The sequence below is a fragment of the Halomarina halobia genome (assembly GCF_029338575.1).
Taxonomy (GTDB): domain Archaea; phylum Halobacteriota; class Halobacteria; order Halobacteriales; family Haloarculaceae; genus Halomarina; species Halomarina halobia.
Window position 1 is genome coordinate 1,608,519 of the sequence record NZ_CP119992.1, and the last position, 17,580, is coordinate 1,626,098.

The following is a 17,580-nucleotide window of genomic DNA, read 5'->3' on the forward strand; positions in this document are numbered from 1 at the left end:
GCCGGCCGATCGACCGCTCCGGGTGGGAAATCGAAAGGTCCGACCGCTCGGCGAGCGAGAACCCGCAAGCACGCCGATGGCGCGCGCAGCGTGGTTCGCAGCCGTCGAGCGGGAGGGGGCTTTCGGAAACGTCGTCGGTGACGGCCCTACTGACCGAACCCCGTATCTGAATACCACCCTCTCACCGGCACGTCGGCGCGTGGAACATCCACCACGTTCAATAGCACCCCCACCTACGCCCCGGTCATGACACGTGCCGTCTGGCTGAAAGCGGACGACGAGGTGGGCGACTGGGACGCGCGACGACGACGCATCACGGCGGGCCTGGAGGCCGGGGTCGACTGGGTGCTGGTCGACCGCGACGACGTCGACCGCGTGCGGGAACTCGGGCAGGTGAACGTCGCGGCCTTCGCGGGCGACGACGTGCACGTCCTCGACGCCGAGCCGAAGGCGCGGACGGAGCCGGACGCGCTCATCGTCGGAAAGGGCACCGAGGGCGACGGGACGGTCGACCTCCCCGGTGACTTCTCCGGCTCCGCCGACCTCACCACCCTCCGGCGGGGCAACGGATCCGCCGACGGCGCGTACGTCCGCATCCTGGACGAGGGGTACGAGGCGTTCGCGGAGGCGGCCGCAGGGGACGCGGACTACACCATCGTCGTCGGCGAGGACTGGAAGATCATCCCCCTGGAGAACCTCATCGCACGGATCGGCGAGGAGACGACGCTCGTCGCGGGCGTCACGAGCGCGGAGGAGGCGAAGACCGCCTTCGAGACGCTCGAACACGGCGCGGACGCCGTCCTGCTCGACGCCGACGACCCCGACGAGATCCGCCGCACGGTCGACCTGCGCGACGCGTCCGACCGTGAGCAACTCGACCTGCGCTGGGCGACCGTGACGGCAGTGGAGCAGACCGGCAGCGCGGACCGCGTCTGCGTCGACACCGGAAGCCTCTTCGACCACGACGAGGGGCTGCTCGTCGGGAGCATGTCCCGCGGGCTGTTCTTCGTCCACGCCGAGACGGCGGAGTCGCCCTACGTCGCCTCCCGCCCGTTCCGCGTCAACGCGGGCGCGGTCCACGCCTACGTCCGCACGCCCGACGGGAAGACGAAGTACCTCGCAGAACTCAAGAGCGGCGACGAGGTGCAGGTCGTCGACACCGACGGCAACACCCGCGAGGCGATCGTCGGACGCTCGAAGATCGAGCGCCGCCCAATGTTCCGCGTGCAGGCCGAACTCGGCGGCGACGGCTCGGACGTCGACGTGGTCGAGACGCTGCTCCAGAACGCGGAGACTATCAAGATCGCCACCCGCGGCGGCCGGAAGGCCGTCACCGACCTCGAGGAGGGCGACGAGGTACTCGTCTACTACGAGACGACCGCCCGCCACTTCGGCGAGGAGGTCGAGGAGACGATCATCGAGCAATAAACACCACGTTTTGCTGCGCTCGTTCGCTTCGCTCACTCGCTGGCAAAACCTGGATTAAAATCCTCCTCGCTCCAGCCGGCGCGCGAGCGAAGCGAGCGCGCCGTTAGTCGCTCGTCGGTCCGCTCGCTCGACCTTCGGTCTCGCTCGCGGGTGCCGCGCTGGTGCCGACGGTAGTGGTCGGGTCATGCGGGCCGTCCGCCGGTCCGTACCTTTATATCGGAGAGCGGGTCCAGTGCCCCCCGTGACCTGACGTTCGTCGCGGGGCGTCTGCGATTGCGCGACGCCACGCCCCGCGAGCCAGCCCCCGCCCGCGGCGTCGCCTGCACGCCAGGACGTTTTGCTGCACTCGCGCGCCAGCGACGCGCTTCGCGATCGCTGGCAAAATCCCCGGAAAACCGCGGCTCTCCCTGCGGTCGTTCGGCGCGCCCGCTCGCTCCCTGTGGTCGCTCGCGGTACGGCACCCTCGAATAGGGAACTCGGTCGCCGGTTCCCACCCGGCCGATCCGCCGTTCGAATTCGCGTCGACCACAAACTTGATTCGCGTTACCCTGGTAACATGACCGATGACCCTCTCCCGACGGCAGTTCCTCGCCGCGGCCGGCGCGACCGGGGTGGTCGGACTCGCTGGCTGTCTCGGCTCCAGCGAGTCGATGCCCGATGGCCCCGTGACGAAGGCACCGATCCCCGCCTCGCCGGGCGACTACACCTACGAGACGATGGGAACGGGCGACGAGCCGACGGTGACGTACGTCGGCAACTGGAAGTGTCCCCACTGCGCCACGTTCAGCACGGGCTACCTCAGGGACATCGTGACGGACTACGTCGAGCCGGGGAAGCTCAGCCTCGAGTTCCGCGCGTTCACGGGGTTCATGGGATCGGACGACGTGCGCGCCGGGCGTGCGGGCCTCGCCGTCTGGAACGTCGACCCGGAGACGTACTGGACGTATCACGAGTACGTGATGGCCAACCAGCCCTCCGCGAGCGAGGAGTGGGCGACGACCGACAGGCTCGTCGAGTTCGCGGAGAGCGCGGGCGTCTCGAAGCCCGACGCGGTACGGCAGTCGATCGAGGCCGGGGAGTACCAGCAGGAGATGCAGGAGAGCAGGCAGTACGCCCGGGAGGCGGGCGTCGAGGGGACGCCCTACCTCGTCGTGGACGGCCAGCCGGTCGCGCCGATCGACGGCGGGGGCAACGGGACCGACGAGGCCAAACGGGCGCTCGAGAGCGTCGCCGGGGAGTGAGATGCGCCCGCGACGCTGGCTCGCCGCCGCGACCGCCGTCGCCGCCGTCGCCACCGCCGGGAGCCTCTACTTCAGCCTCGGCCTCGGGCTGGTCCCCTGCGAGCTCTGCTGGTACCAGCGCATCCTGATGTATCCGCTCGTCCTGATCCTCGGGATGGCGGCGGTCGAGGAGCGCGCGGGCGTCTACCGCACCGCCCTCCCGCTCTCGGTCGGCGGGTTCGGGATCGCGGCGTACCACTCCTACGTCCAGCTTCAGGCCGCCGCGGGGCCGGGCTTCTGCTCCGCGGCGGGCGGGAGCTGCGCGGCGATCCAGTGGACCGCACCCGTCCTCGGGCTGACGATCCCGAACCTCTCGCTGATCGCCTTCGCGCTGATCACGCTCTCGCTCGTCGGGATGGTCCGTCAGGCGGCGTCCGCGGGGTCCTCGACCTCGCCCGTCTCGGGGTAGACGCCCACCTGATCGCAGAGGTCCGACAGGGGACACGCCTCCGGATCGTCGAGGCAGGCGGGGTTCCGCGCCGTGCAGTGCTCCCGGCCGAACTGGATGGTCGCCGTGTGCCCGAAGCCGCACTTCTCGGCGGGGACCTGTTCCTCCAGCACCGCCCTGACCCCCTCGTGGTCGGCGTCCGGCGGCGCGACCCCGAGGCGCCGGTAGATCCGGTGGACGTGGGTGTCCACGGGGAAGACGCCGTCGCGCCCGGCGGCGAACAGGAGCACGCAGTCGGCCGTCTTGGGGCCGACGCCGTTCATCCCGAGCAGCGTCTCCCGGACCGCGTCGTAGTCCGCGGTGCGGACGTACTCGTCGAACGCCGTCGCCCCGCCGTACTCCTCGACGACGCGCTCGGCGACCGCGAGGAGCACCTCCGACTTCTGGTTGTACAGGCCCGCGGAGGAGATCGTCTCGGCGAGTTCGTTCCGATCGGCGTCGGCGAGCGACGCGGCCAGATCGCCCCGCGACTCGCCGCCGTACTTCGCCATCAGGTCGTCGTGGGCCGGCTGGCTGGCCTTGTCGCTCGTGTTCTGGCTGAGGATCGTCCGGACGAGGCACTCGAAGGCGTCCTGTCCGCCGTAGGTCTTCTGCCAGTACAGCGCGCCGAGGCGGTCGACGACGGCCTCCGCGCGGGAGGTACCGTCCCCCGGCCGGAACTCGGAGAACCGACCGCCGCCCGCCGAACCGCCGCTTATGTTCTCAGCGGGTTCGTCCATGCGCGGGGTAGGTCAGGCGACGTGATAGGTCCGGCGGTGGGCGGCGACTGCCGCTGCGGCCAGCCACGCCCCGCCCCGACGTGCCTCGACCCTACCCGATCTGCCGCGCACCGGTTACGTCACCCTGAGCGTCACCGTCAGTTCCGCGCCGTCGGCGAGCGCGGCCACGAGGTCGCGGTCGAGGTCGGCGGCGGCCGCGTCGGCGGCCACCATCACCGTCCGGTCGTCCACGTAGTCGCTCGTCCTGAAGACCATGCTCCGGTCGTCGGCGAAAGTGAGGTCCGGGTGGCCTCGTCCCGTCACCGTCTGCTCGCGCCCGCCCGCGGCGAGCGTGGCCGCGACCGTCGCGTCCGCGGCGCGGCAGGCCTCGACGAACGCCGGGTCGAGGTCGCTCGGGACGCGGTCGGCCTCGACGCCGACGATGCAGTCCCCGGCGGGCGTCAGCCAGTCGTCGCTGGTCACCTCGAACGTACTCTCGTGCTCGGCCAGGACGTGTTCGTGGCCGCGCGCGCGGACGCGTACGACCCGCTCCGGTCCGTCGCCCCTCTCCGTGTCGTCCATGGTGAGCGCTCGACGCGGCGTACACTTGAGCGGGTCGTTCCGTACACGAACGGTCGGTTCAATCCTTCGACCGTTCGACGATTCATTTATATCGGGTGCGCGCCCCGTGCGAACCCATGACAGCCCCGGAGAGCCGCGTTCGCGGACGTTTCGTCGTTCGTGAATTGGAAAAGGCTTAAGTAGGATGTACCGATAACATCAGGTACCAGAACGCCTCCGGCGTTACGGGTGCATCGAACGGCGACCAGAATGACAGGAGACCCTGATTATCGATCGGTTGCTATCCCCCCAAGAGAGGCCCCCACCGTCGGAGCCGGTAATGGACAGTAGCGAATAACCATGGCAGAGACTATCGACGACTCAAAGAACGTAGAACTCACCGAAGAGGACCTCGAAACCAAATCCAAGGGCCAGCTCATAAAGCGCGCGGGTCAGCTCCGAGACCGACGTAACGAGCTCAACCAGATGGCCTCGGAGCGCGCGTCCAAGCGCGACGAACTGAACGCGAAGACGCGCGAGAAGGTGGACGAGGCCCAGGAACACCGCGAGAAGCGCGACGAACTGAACGAGCAGGTTCAGGAGCACAAACAGAAGCGCAACGAGCTGAACGCGAAGGCCAACGAACTCTTCTCGAAGGTCGACGACGCGAAGTCCGACCTCGATCTCGACGACGGCAAGAGCCTGGAGCAGCTCAAGGAGGAGATCGAGCAGCTCGAGTTCCGCCAGCAGACGGAGGTCCTGAGCGCAGAGGACGAGCGCGAACTCATCGAGAAGATCGAGCGCAAGCGCGACCAGTACCAGGAGCGAAAGCAGAAGCTCGATGAGACGGACGGCATCGACGGCCTCAAGGAGGAGGCCCAGGAGGTCCGCGCCGAGGCGTCGAAGCACCACCAGAAGGTGACGGAACTCGCCGACAAGGCCCAGGAGCACCACAACCAGATGATCGAGGCCTACCGCGAGGCCGACGACATCCGCGACGACGCCGACGCCGCCCACGAGCGCTTCGTCGAGGCCCAGGAGGCCGCCGACCGCCACCACGAGGACTTCGTCCGCGTCCAGAAGCGCCTGCGCGAACTCGACAAGGCCGAGGAGCGCGAGCGCAAGGACGAGCGCGCCCAGAAGCGCGCCGAGGCCAAGAAGGAGGCCGAGGAGATCTATCAGAAGTTCAAGGAGGGCGAGACCCTCGACACCGAGGACCTGATGAAGCTCCAGAAGTCCGGGCTGCTCTAACCGCCGCGCTCTTTCGGGGTCCTCTCACCCTACGTTCCTTTTTAACGCGAGCCGACGCGAGAGCCGACGGCGAGTCGGCGAACCCGAGAACCCGTCTCCGAGAACCCGTCACTGAGAACCTGCACCCGGAAGCGACGCCTAGGGTCGCTCCTCGGCAAGGCGCAGGATAGCGCCCGTGAGCAGGTCGACGCCGACGGGGAGCGAGTCCTCGTCCACGTCGAACGTCGCCGTGTGGTGGCCGCCGGGGTGGTCGGTGCCGACGCAGAGGTAGGCGGCCTTCCCGCCGCGGTCCTGCACGCGCTGCATGAGGAACGTGGCGTCCTCGCTCCCCCCGAGGTCGTCGTTCCTGACGACGGAGTCGACGCCCGCTACGTCGGCGGCGACGGCCTCGACCACGTCCACGACGGCGTCGTCGCTCGTGGCGCTCGGCGCCTCGCTGCCGACGTCGACGCGCACCTCGCAACCGTGCATCGCCGCCGCGGATTCGAGGACGGCGTTCGCGCGCTCGGCCATGTAGTCCTTCAGTTCGGTCGTCGCGCCGCGCACCTCGCCCGCGACGCGGGCGTGCTCGGGGACGATGTTCGTCGCGCTCCCACCTTCGACGATGCCCGCGTTGACGCGCGTCGCCCCGTCCTGGTGGCGCGGGATGGCGTAGAGGTTTTGCACCGCGGTCGCGAGCGCCTGGACGGCGTTGCGCCCGTCGCCGGGGTTCGCGCCCGCGTGGGCGGATTCGCCGGTGAACGTCGCCTCGAAGTGCTGGACCGCGAGGAAGCCGTCGATGCCCGCGACGACCTCGCCCGTGGGGTGGTCGAGGCCGACGTGGACAGAGAGGAGGTAGTCGCAGTCGTTGAGGTGGCCCGACTCCGCGACGGCCCGACCGCCGCCGATCACCTCCTCTGCGGGCTGGAAGACGACCTTCAGCGTCCCCTCGAAGTCGCTCTCGGCCACCGCCTCGAGGGTACCGATCCCGTAGGTGACGTGCGCGTCGTGGCCGCAGGCGTGCATCGCGTCGGTCTCCGCGCGGAAGCCCTCCGCCGTCGGGAGGTGCTCCTCGCTCGCGGACTCCTCCCGCGGGAGGGCGTCGATGTCCACCCGGAGGCCGATCGTGGGGCCCTCGCCACGCCGGAGGACGGCGAGCGCACCCGTGTAGCCGCCGGCCGTCCGTTCGAGGACGTCCTCGCGGGCACCGCGCTCCCGGGCTAACCGGTACCAGCGCTCGATCTCGGCGTCGTCGGGGACGCCCGTGCGCTCGCCCTCGGCGAGGACCTCCCGGCCCACGTACAGTTCGTCCACGCCGAGGTCCTCCAGTTCGTCCACGATGCGGGAGGTCGTCCAGAACTCCCGCCAGGCGGGTTCGGGGTGGCGGTGCAGGTCGCGGCGCAGTGAAACGAGTCGGTCACGCGTGGCAGACATACCCGCACGTGGGCCGGGAGGGGTTAAGTGCGTGACCCTCCGACGGGTGCGGCCGGTTAGGGGCCTTTATCTACCCGGGGGTCACGATATCCGAGCGTGATACAGCATGGCGTCAGACCCGGAAGCAGCTGACATCGACGAGGAACTCCGCGCGGAGGAGGACGCCCGCGAGGGGCACCGTATCGAGTTCTACGGCGGCCCCCTGATGAGCGCGCTCCCCATCGCGTTCTTCATCGTCTGGGCAGTGTTTCAGAGCGGCCTGCTGGGGATCGGCGACACCACCGGTCTCGTGATCGGTATGCTCGTCGGACTCATCGTCGGGATGCTCTTCGTCCGCGGGCCGTGGCGAGACTACGCGAACACCATCTTCGAGGGGATGACCCGGCGCGTCGCCGCCACCGCCATCGTCGCGTGGCTGTGGGCGGGCATGTTCGCGCAGGTTCTGCAGGACGGCGGGTTCGTCGACGGCCTCGTCTGGGCCGCCGACGCCGCGAGCATCGGCGCGGCGCTGTTCCCGGCCGTCACGTTCGTGCTGGCGGCGCTGCTCGCCACCGGCATCGGGACCGGGTACGGGACGACGGTCGCCTTCTCCGGGCTCTTCTTCCCGGCGGGCGTCCTCATCGGCGCGAACCCCGTGCTCCTGTTCGGCGCGATCCTCTCGGGGGCGGTCTTCGGCGACAACCTCGCGCCCGTGAGCGACACCACGATCGTCAGCGCCGTGACCCAGGACTCCGACATCGGCGGGGTCGTCGCCTCCCGGTTCAAGTACGCCATCGCGGCGGCCGTGCTCGCGTTCGTCGCGTATCTGATCGCGGGGAGCGTCATGACCGGCGTCGAGGTCGGCGGCGGCGGCAACCTCCTCGAACAGAACAGCAACCCCATCGGCCTCGTCCACCTCCTGTCGATCGGCGTGGTGCTCGCGACCGCCATCGCCGGCCGGCACATCGTCGAGGCGATCTCCTGGGGCATCATCACCGCAGTGGCGCTCAACCTCCTGCTCGGGCTCTCCTCGATCGCCGACATCCTGGTGTTCAACGCGGCGGAGACCGGGGCCTTCGCTCAGGAACTGGCGTGGCTCCCGGTGGTCGAGATCGTCGCCGCGGACAGCGACGCCGTCAACACCGTCGGCGGGAGCCTCTACAGCGGCGCGCTCGGCTTCTTCCCGCTCATCGTGCTCACGCTGCTCATCGTCGCGGGCGCGCAGATCATGATCCGCGGCGGCGGGTTCCAGGCGATCCAGGACTGGTTGCTCAACAGCGTCGCCACGTCCGTCCGGCGGACCGAGCTCACGATGGTCGTCGGGACGGCGATGGTCAACGCGATGATCACGATCAACACGGCCGCCGAGATCGCCATCGCGCCGTACATCGCCCGCCTGGGCGAGCGGTTCAACATCAACGGCTACCGGCGGGCGAACATCCTCGACGCGAACACCTCCGCGCTCGGGTACATCTTCCCGTGGGCGGGCGGGGTGCTCGTCGGCTACGTCACCATCAGTCAGCTTCCGAACCAGTACGAGTGGTTCACCCCGGCGATGGTCGTAAACCCCGTCCAGGTGTGGCCGTTCGTCTTCCACGGCTGGCTGCTCGTCGCCGTCTTCGTCTTCGCCGCGCTGACCGGCTACGGCCGCGAGTACATCACCGACCGCGAGACCGGGGAGGTGGCGCGGGTATGAGCCTCGGATCGTACCTCCGCGGGCTCTTTCGCACCACGACGCCCGCCTTCGAGGAGGGCCAGGAGTTGACGGTGTTCGTCACCGGCCACCGGGGCGGAACGCCGGTCGCCCGCGTCGGCGACACGGTACTGCGCGTCATCGACGCCCCGGAGGGACTGCTCGATTCGCGCGTGCGGATCCGGGTGACCTCCTTCGACGCGAACGACCACACGGGGGAGGCGGAGTACCTAGAGCGGGTCGGCGAGAGCGTGTTCTAGCGCCCGGACGCGCTTCGCGTGCTCCGGGGTCGGGACGCTCAGCGTCCGACGCCGGTGACCTGCTCGATCTCGACTTCGACGTGCACGTCGTCCGGGAACTCCCGGTGGGCGGTGCGCCGGGCGACCTCGTCGTGGCCGACGATGCGCATCGTCCGCTTGTAGACGGTGTAGTCCCACGGCTCGAACGTCTCGCCGTCGTCGAGGCGCTTCGACTGCGGAACGCGGTAGTCGGCCGGCGGCGACGGGTGGGGCCCCTTCAGCTCCGCGCCCTTGCGCTCCGCGGTGGCCTTGATGTCCCCGACCACGTCCTCGAGGGTGTGGCGGTTCCCGCTCGTGAGGGTGAGGGTCGTGACGAAGGTCATACGCCGATTCAGGGACGCGACCGGCAAAAGCGCACTCATCCGATCACGGACACCGTCGTACGGCGACGTATGGCGACATTCTCTTATCCTATGATACAGTAGGGAGATGCATGATAGAGGCCACGAGCGCCGGAGCAATCCTGTTCCGCGATACGCGTGGCCGTCGTGAGTACCTCCTGCTCAAGAGCCGCACGGGGGACTGGGAGTTCCCCAAGGGCGGCGTGGAGGGGGAAGAAGAGTTGCAGCAGACGGCCATCCGCGAGATCGCGGAGGAGGCCGGTATCGACGACATCCGACTCATCGACGGCTTCAGAGAGGACTACGACTACATCTTCGAGGCGAACGGGAACACCATCCACAAGACGGTACACCTGTTCATCGCGAAGTCGTTCGAGGCGAGCGCCGAGCTCTCCTCGGAGCACCGCGACCTGCAGTGGCGGGACTACGAGCAAGCGATCAACACAATCACGCAGGACGGCCCCCGCGACATCCTGCGGGAGGCCCACCGCTTCCTCGACAACGGCGGCCTGAAGGGCTGAGGGCATGCGGGAACCGGAGTTCACGTTCGAACTCCGCGTCTGCCAGTGGGCCGAGCGCGAGTGGCCGCCGGACGGATCGCTCGACGACGGGACGGCGGTTCTCGTCGCTCGACAGCTCGGCACGCGGAGCCGCCGCTGGGACACGCTCGTGCTCGAGTGCGACCGCGAGGCGCTGGCCGCCCGCGCCGTCTTCGGCCCCGACCGGCTGACGGGCGACCTCCTGCACGTCGTCCGCCACGCGCCCCGGGAGTGGTCCTACTACCGCGAGGCCCTCCCCGAGCCGGGCTATCCGTGGCGCTACGTCCGCGAGACGATCCACGAGGCCGCCGAGCGCGGGATCGTCGACACCCGACGGCGAGGGGGGCGCATCGAACTCCGACGCAGGTGGCACTACCCCGACTGGTGTCGGCGGATCGTCGCGATCGAGAACAAGCCGGACCTCGACGCGAGCGCGGCGCGCCGCCTCGGCGACCAGGTGGAGCGGGACGTGGCGCTCGGACTCGCGGACGAGGTGTGGATCGCGACCCGCGCGACTGGCGCGAACGTCGAACCCGCGCTGCTCGAACGGCTCCCGGTCGAGACGGGTATCCTCGCGTTCGACGGCGGGGACGCGTCGGTGGCCTGGCACCCCGCGGCGCTCGCCGCCGACGAGCCGGGAACGCGAATCGTAGAGCGGCCGAACGGGGGCGACCGCGATCGGTCCGCCGCGCGGTTCGAGTACGCCGACCCCGACTGGAAGCGGGCGAAGCGCCGCGAGCTGGCCGAGCGCGCCTACGAGCGCGGCTGGCGCGCCTACGTCGAGACGATGCGGCCGGACTGTCGGCACTTCGAGTTGCGGCGGGACGGGGGCGACGTGCTCCCGTGGTGCGCGGCGAAGGGACGGACCCAGACCGCCCGGGAGTGTTCCGGGCGGTGCGCCGACTTCGCGCCGGAACCGCCCGCCTGGCGCACCCGCGGCTGGCCGATCGAGGGCGGACCGGGCAAGGGGATACGGCGGTTGCTCGACCGCCAGCGCGAGCGCGCGCGGCGGCCCGACTAGTCGAGCGAATCGACCGCGAGGTCCTCGCGGGGGAGGGCGAGTCGGAACGTCGGGACGGTCTGCCTCACGACCTCCACGATGCCCTTGTCCTGAAGGCTCCTGAGCCCGGATCGCACCTCGTCGACCTCCGCGTCAATCCCGGCGTCATGGAGCTTGTGGAGCACGGAGACGACACTCTCGGGGTCCTCATCGGGACCGGCGACGACCTCGGTGATCCGGACCTGTAGCTCGGGGACGCGGATGACCTCGTCGCTCGGGTCGACCCCGACGAGTTCCGACGCCTCGGCGGTCGCCCGGATGAGGCTGTTCTCGTCGCGGAAGTAGTAGTCCTTCAGTTCGGATTCGAGGTACCGGTGGACCTCGCTACCGCTGTCGAGGTCCCAGCGGTCCAGCAGTTCGGCGTTCTTCGTCGGCTGCAACTCGACGACGTCGCGCAGCCGTTCTTTCGCTTCCTCGGAGAGCGGCACTGTTCGAGGATACGTCCGGACCCCTACATGCGCGTTCCGACTTTCGGAGGACCGGGGGACGAACCCGACCGACCGACGGTCCCGGAACGACGACGCGAGGGCGGCCCGCGACCGCCCCCGTGACGCCGTGCGTCGGACCGCGAGCGAGACAGCGACGCTGGCGAGCGAGCGGACGCGCCGACCCCTCGAAGGAGTGGGGCGACTGAGGGGGTGAGATGCGGCTTGGGTGGGGTGTTTTACTGCGCTCGTTCGTGCGCCTCTGGCGCTCCTCGCTGGCAAAACCTCCTTGCGGACAGGCGACGCCGCGGCGGGGGCTGGCTCGCGGGGCGTGGCGTCGCACGACCGCAGAGCGCCCCGCGACGACTCTCACGTCACACGGACGCTGGTCCCGCTCTCAGATATAAAGATACGGCCCGAACGACGGGCCCGACCGCCACCGCCGGCACCAGCGCGGCACCCGCGAGCGACCAGCGGGAGCGAGCGGGCCAAGGAACCTTCGAGGACGCGAGCGCAGCGAGCACCCGAGGAGGTGACACAGGCTTTTGCTCCAGCTTTTGCCAGCTTTTGCCAGCGACCGCGAAGCGTGTCGCTGGCACGCGAGTGCAGCAAAAGGTGGTGGTTCTAGTACTTCGGCTCCGCGCCGGTCGTCGCGTAGATGTCGTCCATGATGCGGTCGCGCTTGATCCGCCAGCGGGGGAAGCCCGCGGGCGAGGCGGGGTAGGTCTCGTAGTGGCGCAGGAGGCGGTCGGCGAGGCGCTTCGTCCGGTAGAGGTCGAGGAGCGTGTCCCACTGGTCGCGCGACTTCCAGAGCGTACGTGCGGCGAGGAGGGGGCTGACGCCCGCGGTCCCCGAGTAGAGCGCCTCGGAGAGCTCCTTCCCCGGCAGGCCGGCGAGCAGTCCCATGAGGTCGTCGAGGTCGTAGGCGGTGGAGAAGACGTTGTAGACGTCGAGCGCCGCGTATCGCCCGCCGTAGTGGTCCATGACGCGCTCGTTGTACTCCCAGAGCGTCTCCTCGCTCGGATCGTCCGTCTCGATGGCCTCGACGATCCGCTCGCCGGCGTACTTGCCCGCGTAGGCCGCCCCGGCGATCCCGCCGCCGGTGGTGGGGTTGACGTGGGCGGCGGCGTCCCCGACCGCCACGAACCCCGGCGCGACCGCCGAGTCGTAGGTCCGCCGGGTCGGGAGCGCCGCGCCGAGCTTGTCGACCACCCGTGCGTCCCGGAACTCGGGGCGGTTCCGCAGGTCCTCGCGGAGGTCCCGGACGAGCTTCATGGGCCGTTCGTTCATCTGGAAGCCGAGGCCGACGTTGATCTCGGTGGGCGTCCGCGGGAAGTACCAGAGGTAGCCGGCGGAGCGCTTCGTGGGCTTGAAGACGAGCGCGTCGTGCCACTCGACGGGCTCGGCCACCTCGACGATCTCCCGGTAGGCGGAGGAGAACTGCGAGTAGTTCACGTTCGTGTCGAAGGTGGCGTCGGAGAAGTCGGCCTTGTCTTGGAGGATGGAGAGCGACCCGGCGGCGTCGACGACCATCCCCGCCTCGTAGGTGACCGGCTCGCCGTTCCGGACGCCGGTCACGCCCGTCACGCGGCCGTCGTCGGCCTGGAGCACGTCGCGGACCACCGTGTCGTAGTGGAACGCCGCCCCCGCCCGCTCGGCCCCCTCGATGATGCGCCGGCCGTACTCCCAGCGGTCGATGACGGCGAGTTCGCCCGGCACGGGGATGTCGAGGACGGCGTCCTCGGAGGGGATCTCGAAGCGCCCGTGATCGACGTCGGTGTTGGTGAACGCCGGTTCGATCTGGGACTTCGGGATGGCGTCGGGGAAGTTGGCGGCTCCCTTGAGCGCGTCGCCGCAGGCGATGTGCCCCGCCTCCGCTGCGGTCTTGCGCTCGACGACGACGACGTCGTACCCCTCCCGGGCGACCGTGGCCGCGGCGTAGCACCCCCCGGTCCCGGCCCCGACGACGACGACGTCGCACTGCTGGGTGGTCATGTCTGTTCGTGACCTGCGCGCGTGAAAACCTTTGTCGAATTATCCGTTTCCCCGGGGGCGACGGAATCCACCAACAAGAGTTTTGTCCGGCATCGTCCAATCGCGGGGTATGACCGAGTACACCGTCGAGTTCGTCGGGACCGGCGAGACCGTCTCCGTCTCGGACAAGCAGACCATTCTCAGCCGCTGCATCGAGGAGGGGATCGCCCAGGAGTACTCCTGCCGGGTCGGGATGTGTCTGGCCTGCTCGGCCGAGATCGTGGAGGGGGAGGTCGAGCAGCCGGTCGCCGTCGCCCGCGGGCTGACCGAGGAGGAGGCGGAACGGTACGCGCTGACGTGCATGGCTCGGCCCGCCTCCGATCTGAAGCTCGACCGTGGAAAGTACCCGCCGAGCATCGAGGGGGACGCCGAGAGCGAGACGGAGACGGCGGCGGCCGACGACTGAGCGGAGCGGTGACCCCGCGTCGGTCGCGTCGATCCCGGTTACCTAGTGCTTCTGGGAACGAACCGGCGAGCGGTGCCGGCGGTCGCCTCAGTCGTCGTCCGCCGCCGCGCCCTCCGGCGCGTCCGCGCCGTGCTCTCGGGCGCGCTCGCGCAGGCGGTCGGAGACGGCGGGCACTTCCTCGGGGGTGACGGGACCGCGCTCCTCGATCTCCTCGGGCGAACGCGGGAACTCCCGCAGGTCGTAGTGGAGCGCGATGCCCGCCTTCGCCCCCTCGCCCATGGCGACGGGGATCTGGTTGTGGCCGGGCGTGAGATCGCCGACGGCGAGGACGCCGTCGACGCTGGTGCGCCCGTGGTCGTCCACGACCACGGTGCCGTCGTCGTTCAGCTCGCAGCCGAGTGACGCCGCGAGGTCGTTGTTGTACTCCGAGCCGTACATCGGGAAGCCGCCACGGTACTCCCGGCGGGTGCCGTCCCCGAACTCGAACGCCTCCAGCCAGCCGTCGTCGCCCTTCTCCATGCCGACGATCTCCTCCTCGATCACGTCGATCGGGTGGGCGCGCAGGCGCTCGTCGGTCTCCTCCCCCCACTCCGGTTCGCGCCCGCGGGTCAGCAGGTCTACCTCGGGCGTGAAGTTGAGCATGATCATGGCGACGAAGGCGGCGCTGTCGCCGTGTCCCATCACGAACACCGGCTCGTCGACGAACATGTAGGCGTCGCAGTGCAGGCAGTAGTGCAGGCCGCGGCCCGTGCGGGGCAGCGGCGGATCGGGGCGCACGTCCGAGAAGCCGGTAGCGAGGACGACGCGCTCCGCGAGCACTACCAGGTCGTTCGCGATCACGCAGAACCGGCCGTCGTCGGTGCGCTCGACGTCGGTGACGAAGTCCCGGTAGACGTCCGTGCCGTAGCCCTCGATCTGTTCGGTCGCGGTCCGGAGGAACTCGTTGCCCGAGACGGACTCGGGGACGCCGATGACGTTGTGCGTGTCGAGCATCATCGCGGCGCGGCCGCCGCCGCGGTTTATAACCACTGTGTCGTGGCCCAGTCGGGTGGCGTACAGCGCGGCGGTGAGTCCGGCCGGGCCGCCGCCGACGACCGCGACCTGGTACTCGGGAGTGTCTGCCATGTCGCGTCGTTGGGACGGCGGTCACATAACGCTCCGGTCGCGTGTGCGGCGCGCGCACCCGGGCGCTGACGGTCGCCGAGAGACGGAGGCGACGACCGGGGGTGACACGATCGACGCCGGGAGTCGTCGCGGGTCGCGGACCGACGAAACAGGTTTCCCCGACGCGCCGCCTATTGCGGGTATGACGTTCGAACCGCAGTCCGACCTGAGCGAGGCGGAGGTCCGCGAGCGCGTCAAGGGCGCAATCGAGGAGAACGATGTCGTCCTGTTCATGAAGGGGACGCCGCTCATGCCCCAGTGTGGCTACTCCCGGCGGGCGCTCGGACTCATCGGACAGCACCGCGACGACGTGGAGACCGTGGACGTGCTGGAGGCGCTCGACGCCTACCGCGCCGCGCTGAAGGAACACAGCGGCTGGGAGACCATCCCCCAGACGTACGTCGACGGCGAATTCGTCGGTGGGAGCGACATTCTCGCAGAACTAGACGAACGCGGGCAACTCGCGGAGACCCTCCAGGGGGAATAGCCACCCACGGTGGAGAGTGACAAAAAGGGCAGAAAATATAAGCAACAAGTTCCTAGAATAGGGTGACCAGTTCCGGTCGCGGGGACCAGCAGCCCCAGTTAGCGCACGCTACACCATGACCAGCCACGTATACACTCTTCACTCGACGCTCGAACTGCCCCTCGAAGACGTATTTGAGTACTTCGAGGACGCTGACCTCCCCGTCGAAATAGCAGACGTCGAAATCACCCGTCGGAACAACACCCTCATCGTGAGTGCCGTCGCCGCCGAGGACAACATCAGCAAGTACACGCCGACAGCGCAGTTGAAGGCGAGCGTCACGGAGAACCGCGTCTACCTTGACGAGGACGAAGAAGACGAGGCCGGACCCTTCGGTGCCGGCGGCGGCCCCTCCGGCACCCCGCAGTGGGCCGCGTTCGGCCAGCAGGAGGAGCAGGTCGAACGACCGTCCGAACTCGTCGAGTACGCCTGCTTCAAGGGAGACCGAGAGACAGTACTACAGAACACCGCCCTTCAGTATCCGATGTTCGAGGTCCTCTGCGACCTCGCGCTCGAGTGCGAGAAGGGAACGCTCACCGCCATCACGTCGCGCGACGGGGAACTCCAGGCGACACGCATCGTCAACGGCGAGGAGCGCGCGGCGACGCTGAAGGTCGTCGAAGACCCGCGAGACGCGCCGAACGGTAACGGCATCAACTGGCGGGACAACAAGTTCATCAGCTAAACGGCGAAGCGAATCCTCCTGTCGCGCGACGCGCGGAGCGACGGCTACCCCCCGCGGCCGAAACCCGCGAACGCCTCCGAGGCCACAAGCGGTAAGTGGCTGGTAATAATATCTAATTACTACGTATGGCAGACTTCCCGCAGTACCTCGACGTGGACTACACGGACGGCGAGGGGGAATCCCCCGAGGACTACCCGGCGCTCGAGGACAAGCTCGAGAAGGCCATCGAGGTCACGAAGACGGGGCTCCAGGAGTACCAGAACCCGGCGGTCATGTGGACCGGCGGCAAGGACTCGACGCTCACCCTCTACTTCGTGAAGGAGGTCGCGGAGCAGTACGATCTCGACCTCCCGCCGACCATCTTCATCGACCACTTCCAGCACTTCGACGAGCTCATCGACTTCGTCGAGCACTGGGCCGACGAGTGGGACCTCGAAGTGGTCTACGCGCGCAACGAGGACGTCGGATCGCTCGCCGACGAGCCGGGCGACGAGATCCGCGTCGAGGACCTGAACGAGCAGAACCGGCACCACGTGCGGAACATCCTCGAGTACGAGGAGGACACCTTCCCCTTCCTGCTCGACACCTACGTCGGTAACCACCTCCTCAAGACCGTCGCGCTCAACAACGCGCTCGAGGAGTACGACATCGACGGCATCATCTCCGGCATCCGCTGGGACGAGCAGGAGGCGCGCGCCGACGAGACCTTCTTCAGCCCCCGCCACGACCCGGACATCTACCCGCCCCACGACCGGGTTCAGCCGATCCTCCAGTTCGAGGAGCGCGACGTCTGGGACGCCTTCTGGAACTTCGTCGTCCCGGAGACGGTCGAGGACTACCCGGCCGGTCACGTCCCGCAGGACTACGACGACCTCCCGAACGACCTCACCCACGAGGACATCCCCGTCTCGCCCAAGTACTTCGCCGGGTTCCGCTCGCTCGGCAGCGAGGTCAGCACCGACAAGAGCGCCGAGGAACCCGCGTGGCTGCAGGACCTCGAGGGCACCACCGAGCGCGCCGGCCGCGCCCAGGACAAGGAGGACCTGATGGCGCGCCTGCGCGACCTCGGCTACATGTAAGACACCTACCTTTCACCGCCCAGCTTTTGCTGCGGTCGCTCGCTGCGCTCGCTCCCTGGCAAAAGCTGGATCAAAACCGCGTCTCACCCTCTCAGTCGCTCCGCTCCTTCGAGGGTTCGGCGCGTCCGCTCGCTCACTGCGTTCGCTCGCGGGACGACACGGTGCGCTGGCCGCGGTCGGTGCACGGCCGTAGTGCTCCTCGCTACGCACGCCGAGTGCGATACATTCGCTACCGCGGAAGGTAAATTATCTCCGGCGTCGATTCACTGCT

The 17,580-nt window shown here is 68.9% G+C and carries 19 protein-coding genes; 12 read left to right on the top strand and 7 right to left on the bottom strand.

Going from position 1 to position 17,580, the window contains the following annotated elements; translation table 11 throughout:
* Positions 1-246: 246 nt before the first annotated feature.
* From P1K31_RS08520 to P1K31_RS08530, 3 genes are all read left to right on the top strand, one after another.
* Entirely contained in the window at positions 247-1,428 is a 1,182-nt protein-coding gene (locus tag P1K31_RS08520; protein ID WP_276302905.1) for a 3-dehydroquinate synthase II, read from the top strand.
* Positions 1,429-1,991: 563 nt separating this feature from the next.
* Positions 1,992-2,669 carry a DsbA family protein gene (locus P1K31_RS08525; protein WP_276302906.1) on the top strand — a complete coding sequence of 226 codons (678 nt, stop codon included), beginning with the start codon at positions 1,992-1,994 and terminating at the stop codon, positions 2,667-2,669.
* A 1-nt stretch (position 2,670) separates the two neighbouring features.
* On the top strand, positions 2,671-3,117 hold the full coding sequence (locus tag P1K31_RS08530) for a disulfide bond formation protein B (RefSeq protein ID WP_276302907.1): 447 nt from the start codon (positions 2,671-2,673) through the stop codon (positions 3,115-3,117).
* On the opposite strand, the gene P1K31_RS08535 is transcribed toward P1K31_RS08530, so the two are convergent.
* Positions 3,072-3,875 carry an endonuclease III domain-containing protein gene (locus P1K31_RS08535; RefSeq protein ID WP_276302908.1) on the bottom strand — a complete coding sequence of 268 codons (804 nt, stop codon included), beginning with the start codon at positions 3,873-3,875 and terminating at the stop codon, positions 3,072-3,074. The genes P1K31_RS08530 and P1K31_RS08535 overlap by 46 nt on opposite strands.
* Positions 3,876-3,989: 114 nt before the next feature.
* Complete coding sequence (locus P1K31_RS08540) at positions 3,990-4,436, bottom strand: DUF371 domain-containing protein (RefSeq protein ID WP_276302909.1); 447 nt, start codon at positions 4,434-4,436, stop codon at positions 3,990-3,992.
* Positions 4,437-4,775: 339 nt separating this feature from the next.
* On the opposite strand from P1K31_RS08540, the gene P1K31_RS08545 reads away from it, so the two are divergent.
* Positions 4,776-5,666 carry a coiled-coil protein gene (locus P1K31_RS08545; protein WP_276302910.1) on the top strand — a complete coding sequence of 297 codons (891 nt, stop codon included), beginning with the start codon at positions 4,776-4,778 and terminating at the stop codon, positions 5,664-5,666.
* A gap of 138 nt (positions 5,667-5,804) precedes the next feature.
* On the opposite strand, the gene P1K31_RS08550 is transcribed toward P1K31_RS08545, so the two are convergent.
* Positions 5,805-7,079: an amidohydrolase gene (locus P1K31_RS08550; protein ID WP_276302911.1), complete on the bottom strand. Its 1,275-nt coding sequence runs from the start codon at positions 7,077-7,079 to the stop codon at positions 5,805-5,807.
* A gap of 106 nt (positions 7,080-7,185) precedes the next feature.
* Here P1K31_RS08550 and P1K31_RS08555 point away from each other — a divergent pair, with 106 nt between their 5' ends.
* Complete coding sequence (locus P1K31_RS08555) at positions 7,186-8,754, top strand: Na+/H+ antiporter NhaC family protein (RefSeq protein ID WP_276302912.1); 1,569 nt, start codon at positions 7,186-7,188, stop codon at positions 8,752-8,754.
* Positions 8,751-9,011, top strand: a complete 261-nt coding sequence (locus P1K31_RS08560; RefSeq protein WP_276302913.1) for a DUF7513 family protein — start codon at positions 8,751-8,753, stop codon at positions 9,009-9,011. Before P1K31_RS08555 ends, P1K31_RS08560 begins: the two co-directional genes overlap by 4 nt.
* Before the next feature lie 38 nt (positions 9,012-9,049).
* On the opposite strand, the gene P1K31_RS08565 is transcribed toward P1K31_RS08560, so the two are convergent.
* Complete coding sequence (locus P1K31_RS08565; protein WP_276302914.1) at positions 9,050-9,373, bottom strand: uS10/mL48 family ribosomal protein; 324 nt, start codon at positions 9,371-9,373, stop codon at positions 9,050-9,052.
* 110 nt (positions 9,374-9,483) lie between these two features.
* Here P1K31_RS08565 and P1K31_RS08570 point away from each other — a divergent pair, with 110 nt between their 5' ends.
* Together P1K31_RS08570 and P1K31_RS08575 are read left to right on the top strand one after the other, a co-directional pair.
* Positions 9,484-9,912 (top strand): bis(5'-nucleosyl)-tetraphosphatase, encoded by a 429-nt coding sequence (locus tag P1K31_RS08570; RefSeq protein WP_254543464.1) that lies wholly within the window; start codon positions 9,484-9,486, stop codon positions 9,910-9,912.
* A 4-nt stretch (positions 9,913-9,916) separates the two neighbouring features.
* A complete protein-coding gene (locus P1K31_RS08575; protein ID WP_276302915.1) occupies positions 9,917-10,951 on the top strand; it encodes a DUF5787 family protein in 1,035 nt (344 codons plus the stop codon).
* Here P1K31_RS08575 and P1K31_RS08580 read toward each other — a convergent pair.
* Both P1K31_RS08580 and P1K31_RS08585 read right to left on the bottom strand, forming a co-directional pair.
* Positions 10,948-11,418 carry a DUF5797 family protein gene (locus P1K31_RS08580; protein ID WP_276302916.1) on the bottom strand — a complete coding sequence of 157 codons (471 nt, stop codon included), beginning with the start codon at positions 11,416-11,418 and terminating at the stop codon, positions 10,948-10,950. The genes P1K31_RS08575 and P1K31_RS08580 overlap by 4 nt on opposite strands.
* 621 nt (positions 11,419-12,039) lie before the next feature.
* Positions 12,040-13,410, bottom strand: a complete 1,371-nt coding sequence (locus tag P1K31_RS08585) for a geranylgeranyl reductase family protein (protein WP_276302917.1) — start codon at positions 13,408-13,410, stop codon at positions 12,040-12,042.
* Positions 13,411-13,519: 109 nt separating this feature from the next.
* On the opposite strand from P1K31_RS08585, the gene P1K31_RS08590 reads away from it, so the two are divergent.
* On the top strand, positions 13,520-13,855 hold the full coding sequence (locus P1K31_RS08590; RefSeq protein ID WP_276302918.1) for a 2Fe-2S iron-sulfur cluster-binding protein: 336 nt from the start codon (positions 13,520-13,522) through the stop codon (positions 13,853-13,855).
* An 87-nt stretch (positions 13,856-13,942) separates the two neighbouring features.
* Here P1K31_RS08590 and P1K31_RS08595 read toward each other — a convergent pair whose 3' ends face one another.
* The gene (locus P1K31_RS08595) at positions 13,943-14,980 is read right to left on the bottom strand and encodes an NAD(P)/FAD-dependent oxidoreductase (RefSeq protein ID WP_276302919.1); all 1,038 of its coding nucleotides are present in this window, start codon (positions 14,978-14,980) and stop codon (positions 13,943-13,945) included.
* 181 nt (positions 14,981-15,161) lie between these two features.
* On the opposite strand from P1K31_RS08595, the gene P1K31_RS08600 reads away from it, so the two are divergent.
* The 3 genes from P1K31_RS08600 (at position 15,162) to P1K31_RS08610 (ending at position 17,309) form a co-directional block, all read left to right on the top strand.
* Positions 15,162-15,506 carry a glutaredoxin family protein gene (locus P1K31_RS08600; protein ID WP_276302920.1) on the top strand — a complete coding sequence of 115 codons (345 nt, stop codon included), beginning with the start codon at positions 15,162-15,164 and terminating at the stop codon, positions 15,504-15,506.
* Positions 15,507-15,621: 115 nt separating this feature from the next.
* Positions 15,622-16,230, top strand: coding sequence for a DUF7110 family protein (locus tag P1K31_RS08605; protein ID WP_276302921.1), 609 nt, complete (start codon positions 15,622-15,624; stop codon positions 16,228-16,230).
* 125 nt (positions 16,231-16,355) lie between these two features.
* Positions 16,356-17,309: a phosphoadenosine phosphosulfate reductase family protein gene (locus P1K31_RS08610; RefSeq protein ID WP_276302922.1), complete on the top strand. Its 954-nt coding sequence runs from the start codon at positions 16,356-16,358 to the stop codon at positions 17,307-17,309.
* Positions 17,310-17,580: the final 271 nt, after the last annotated feature.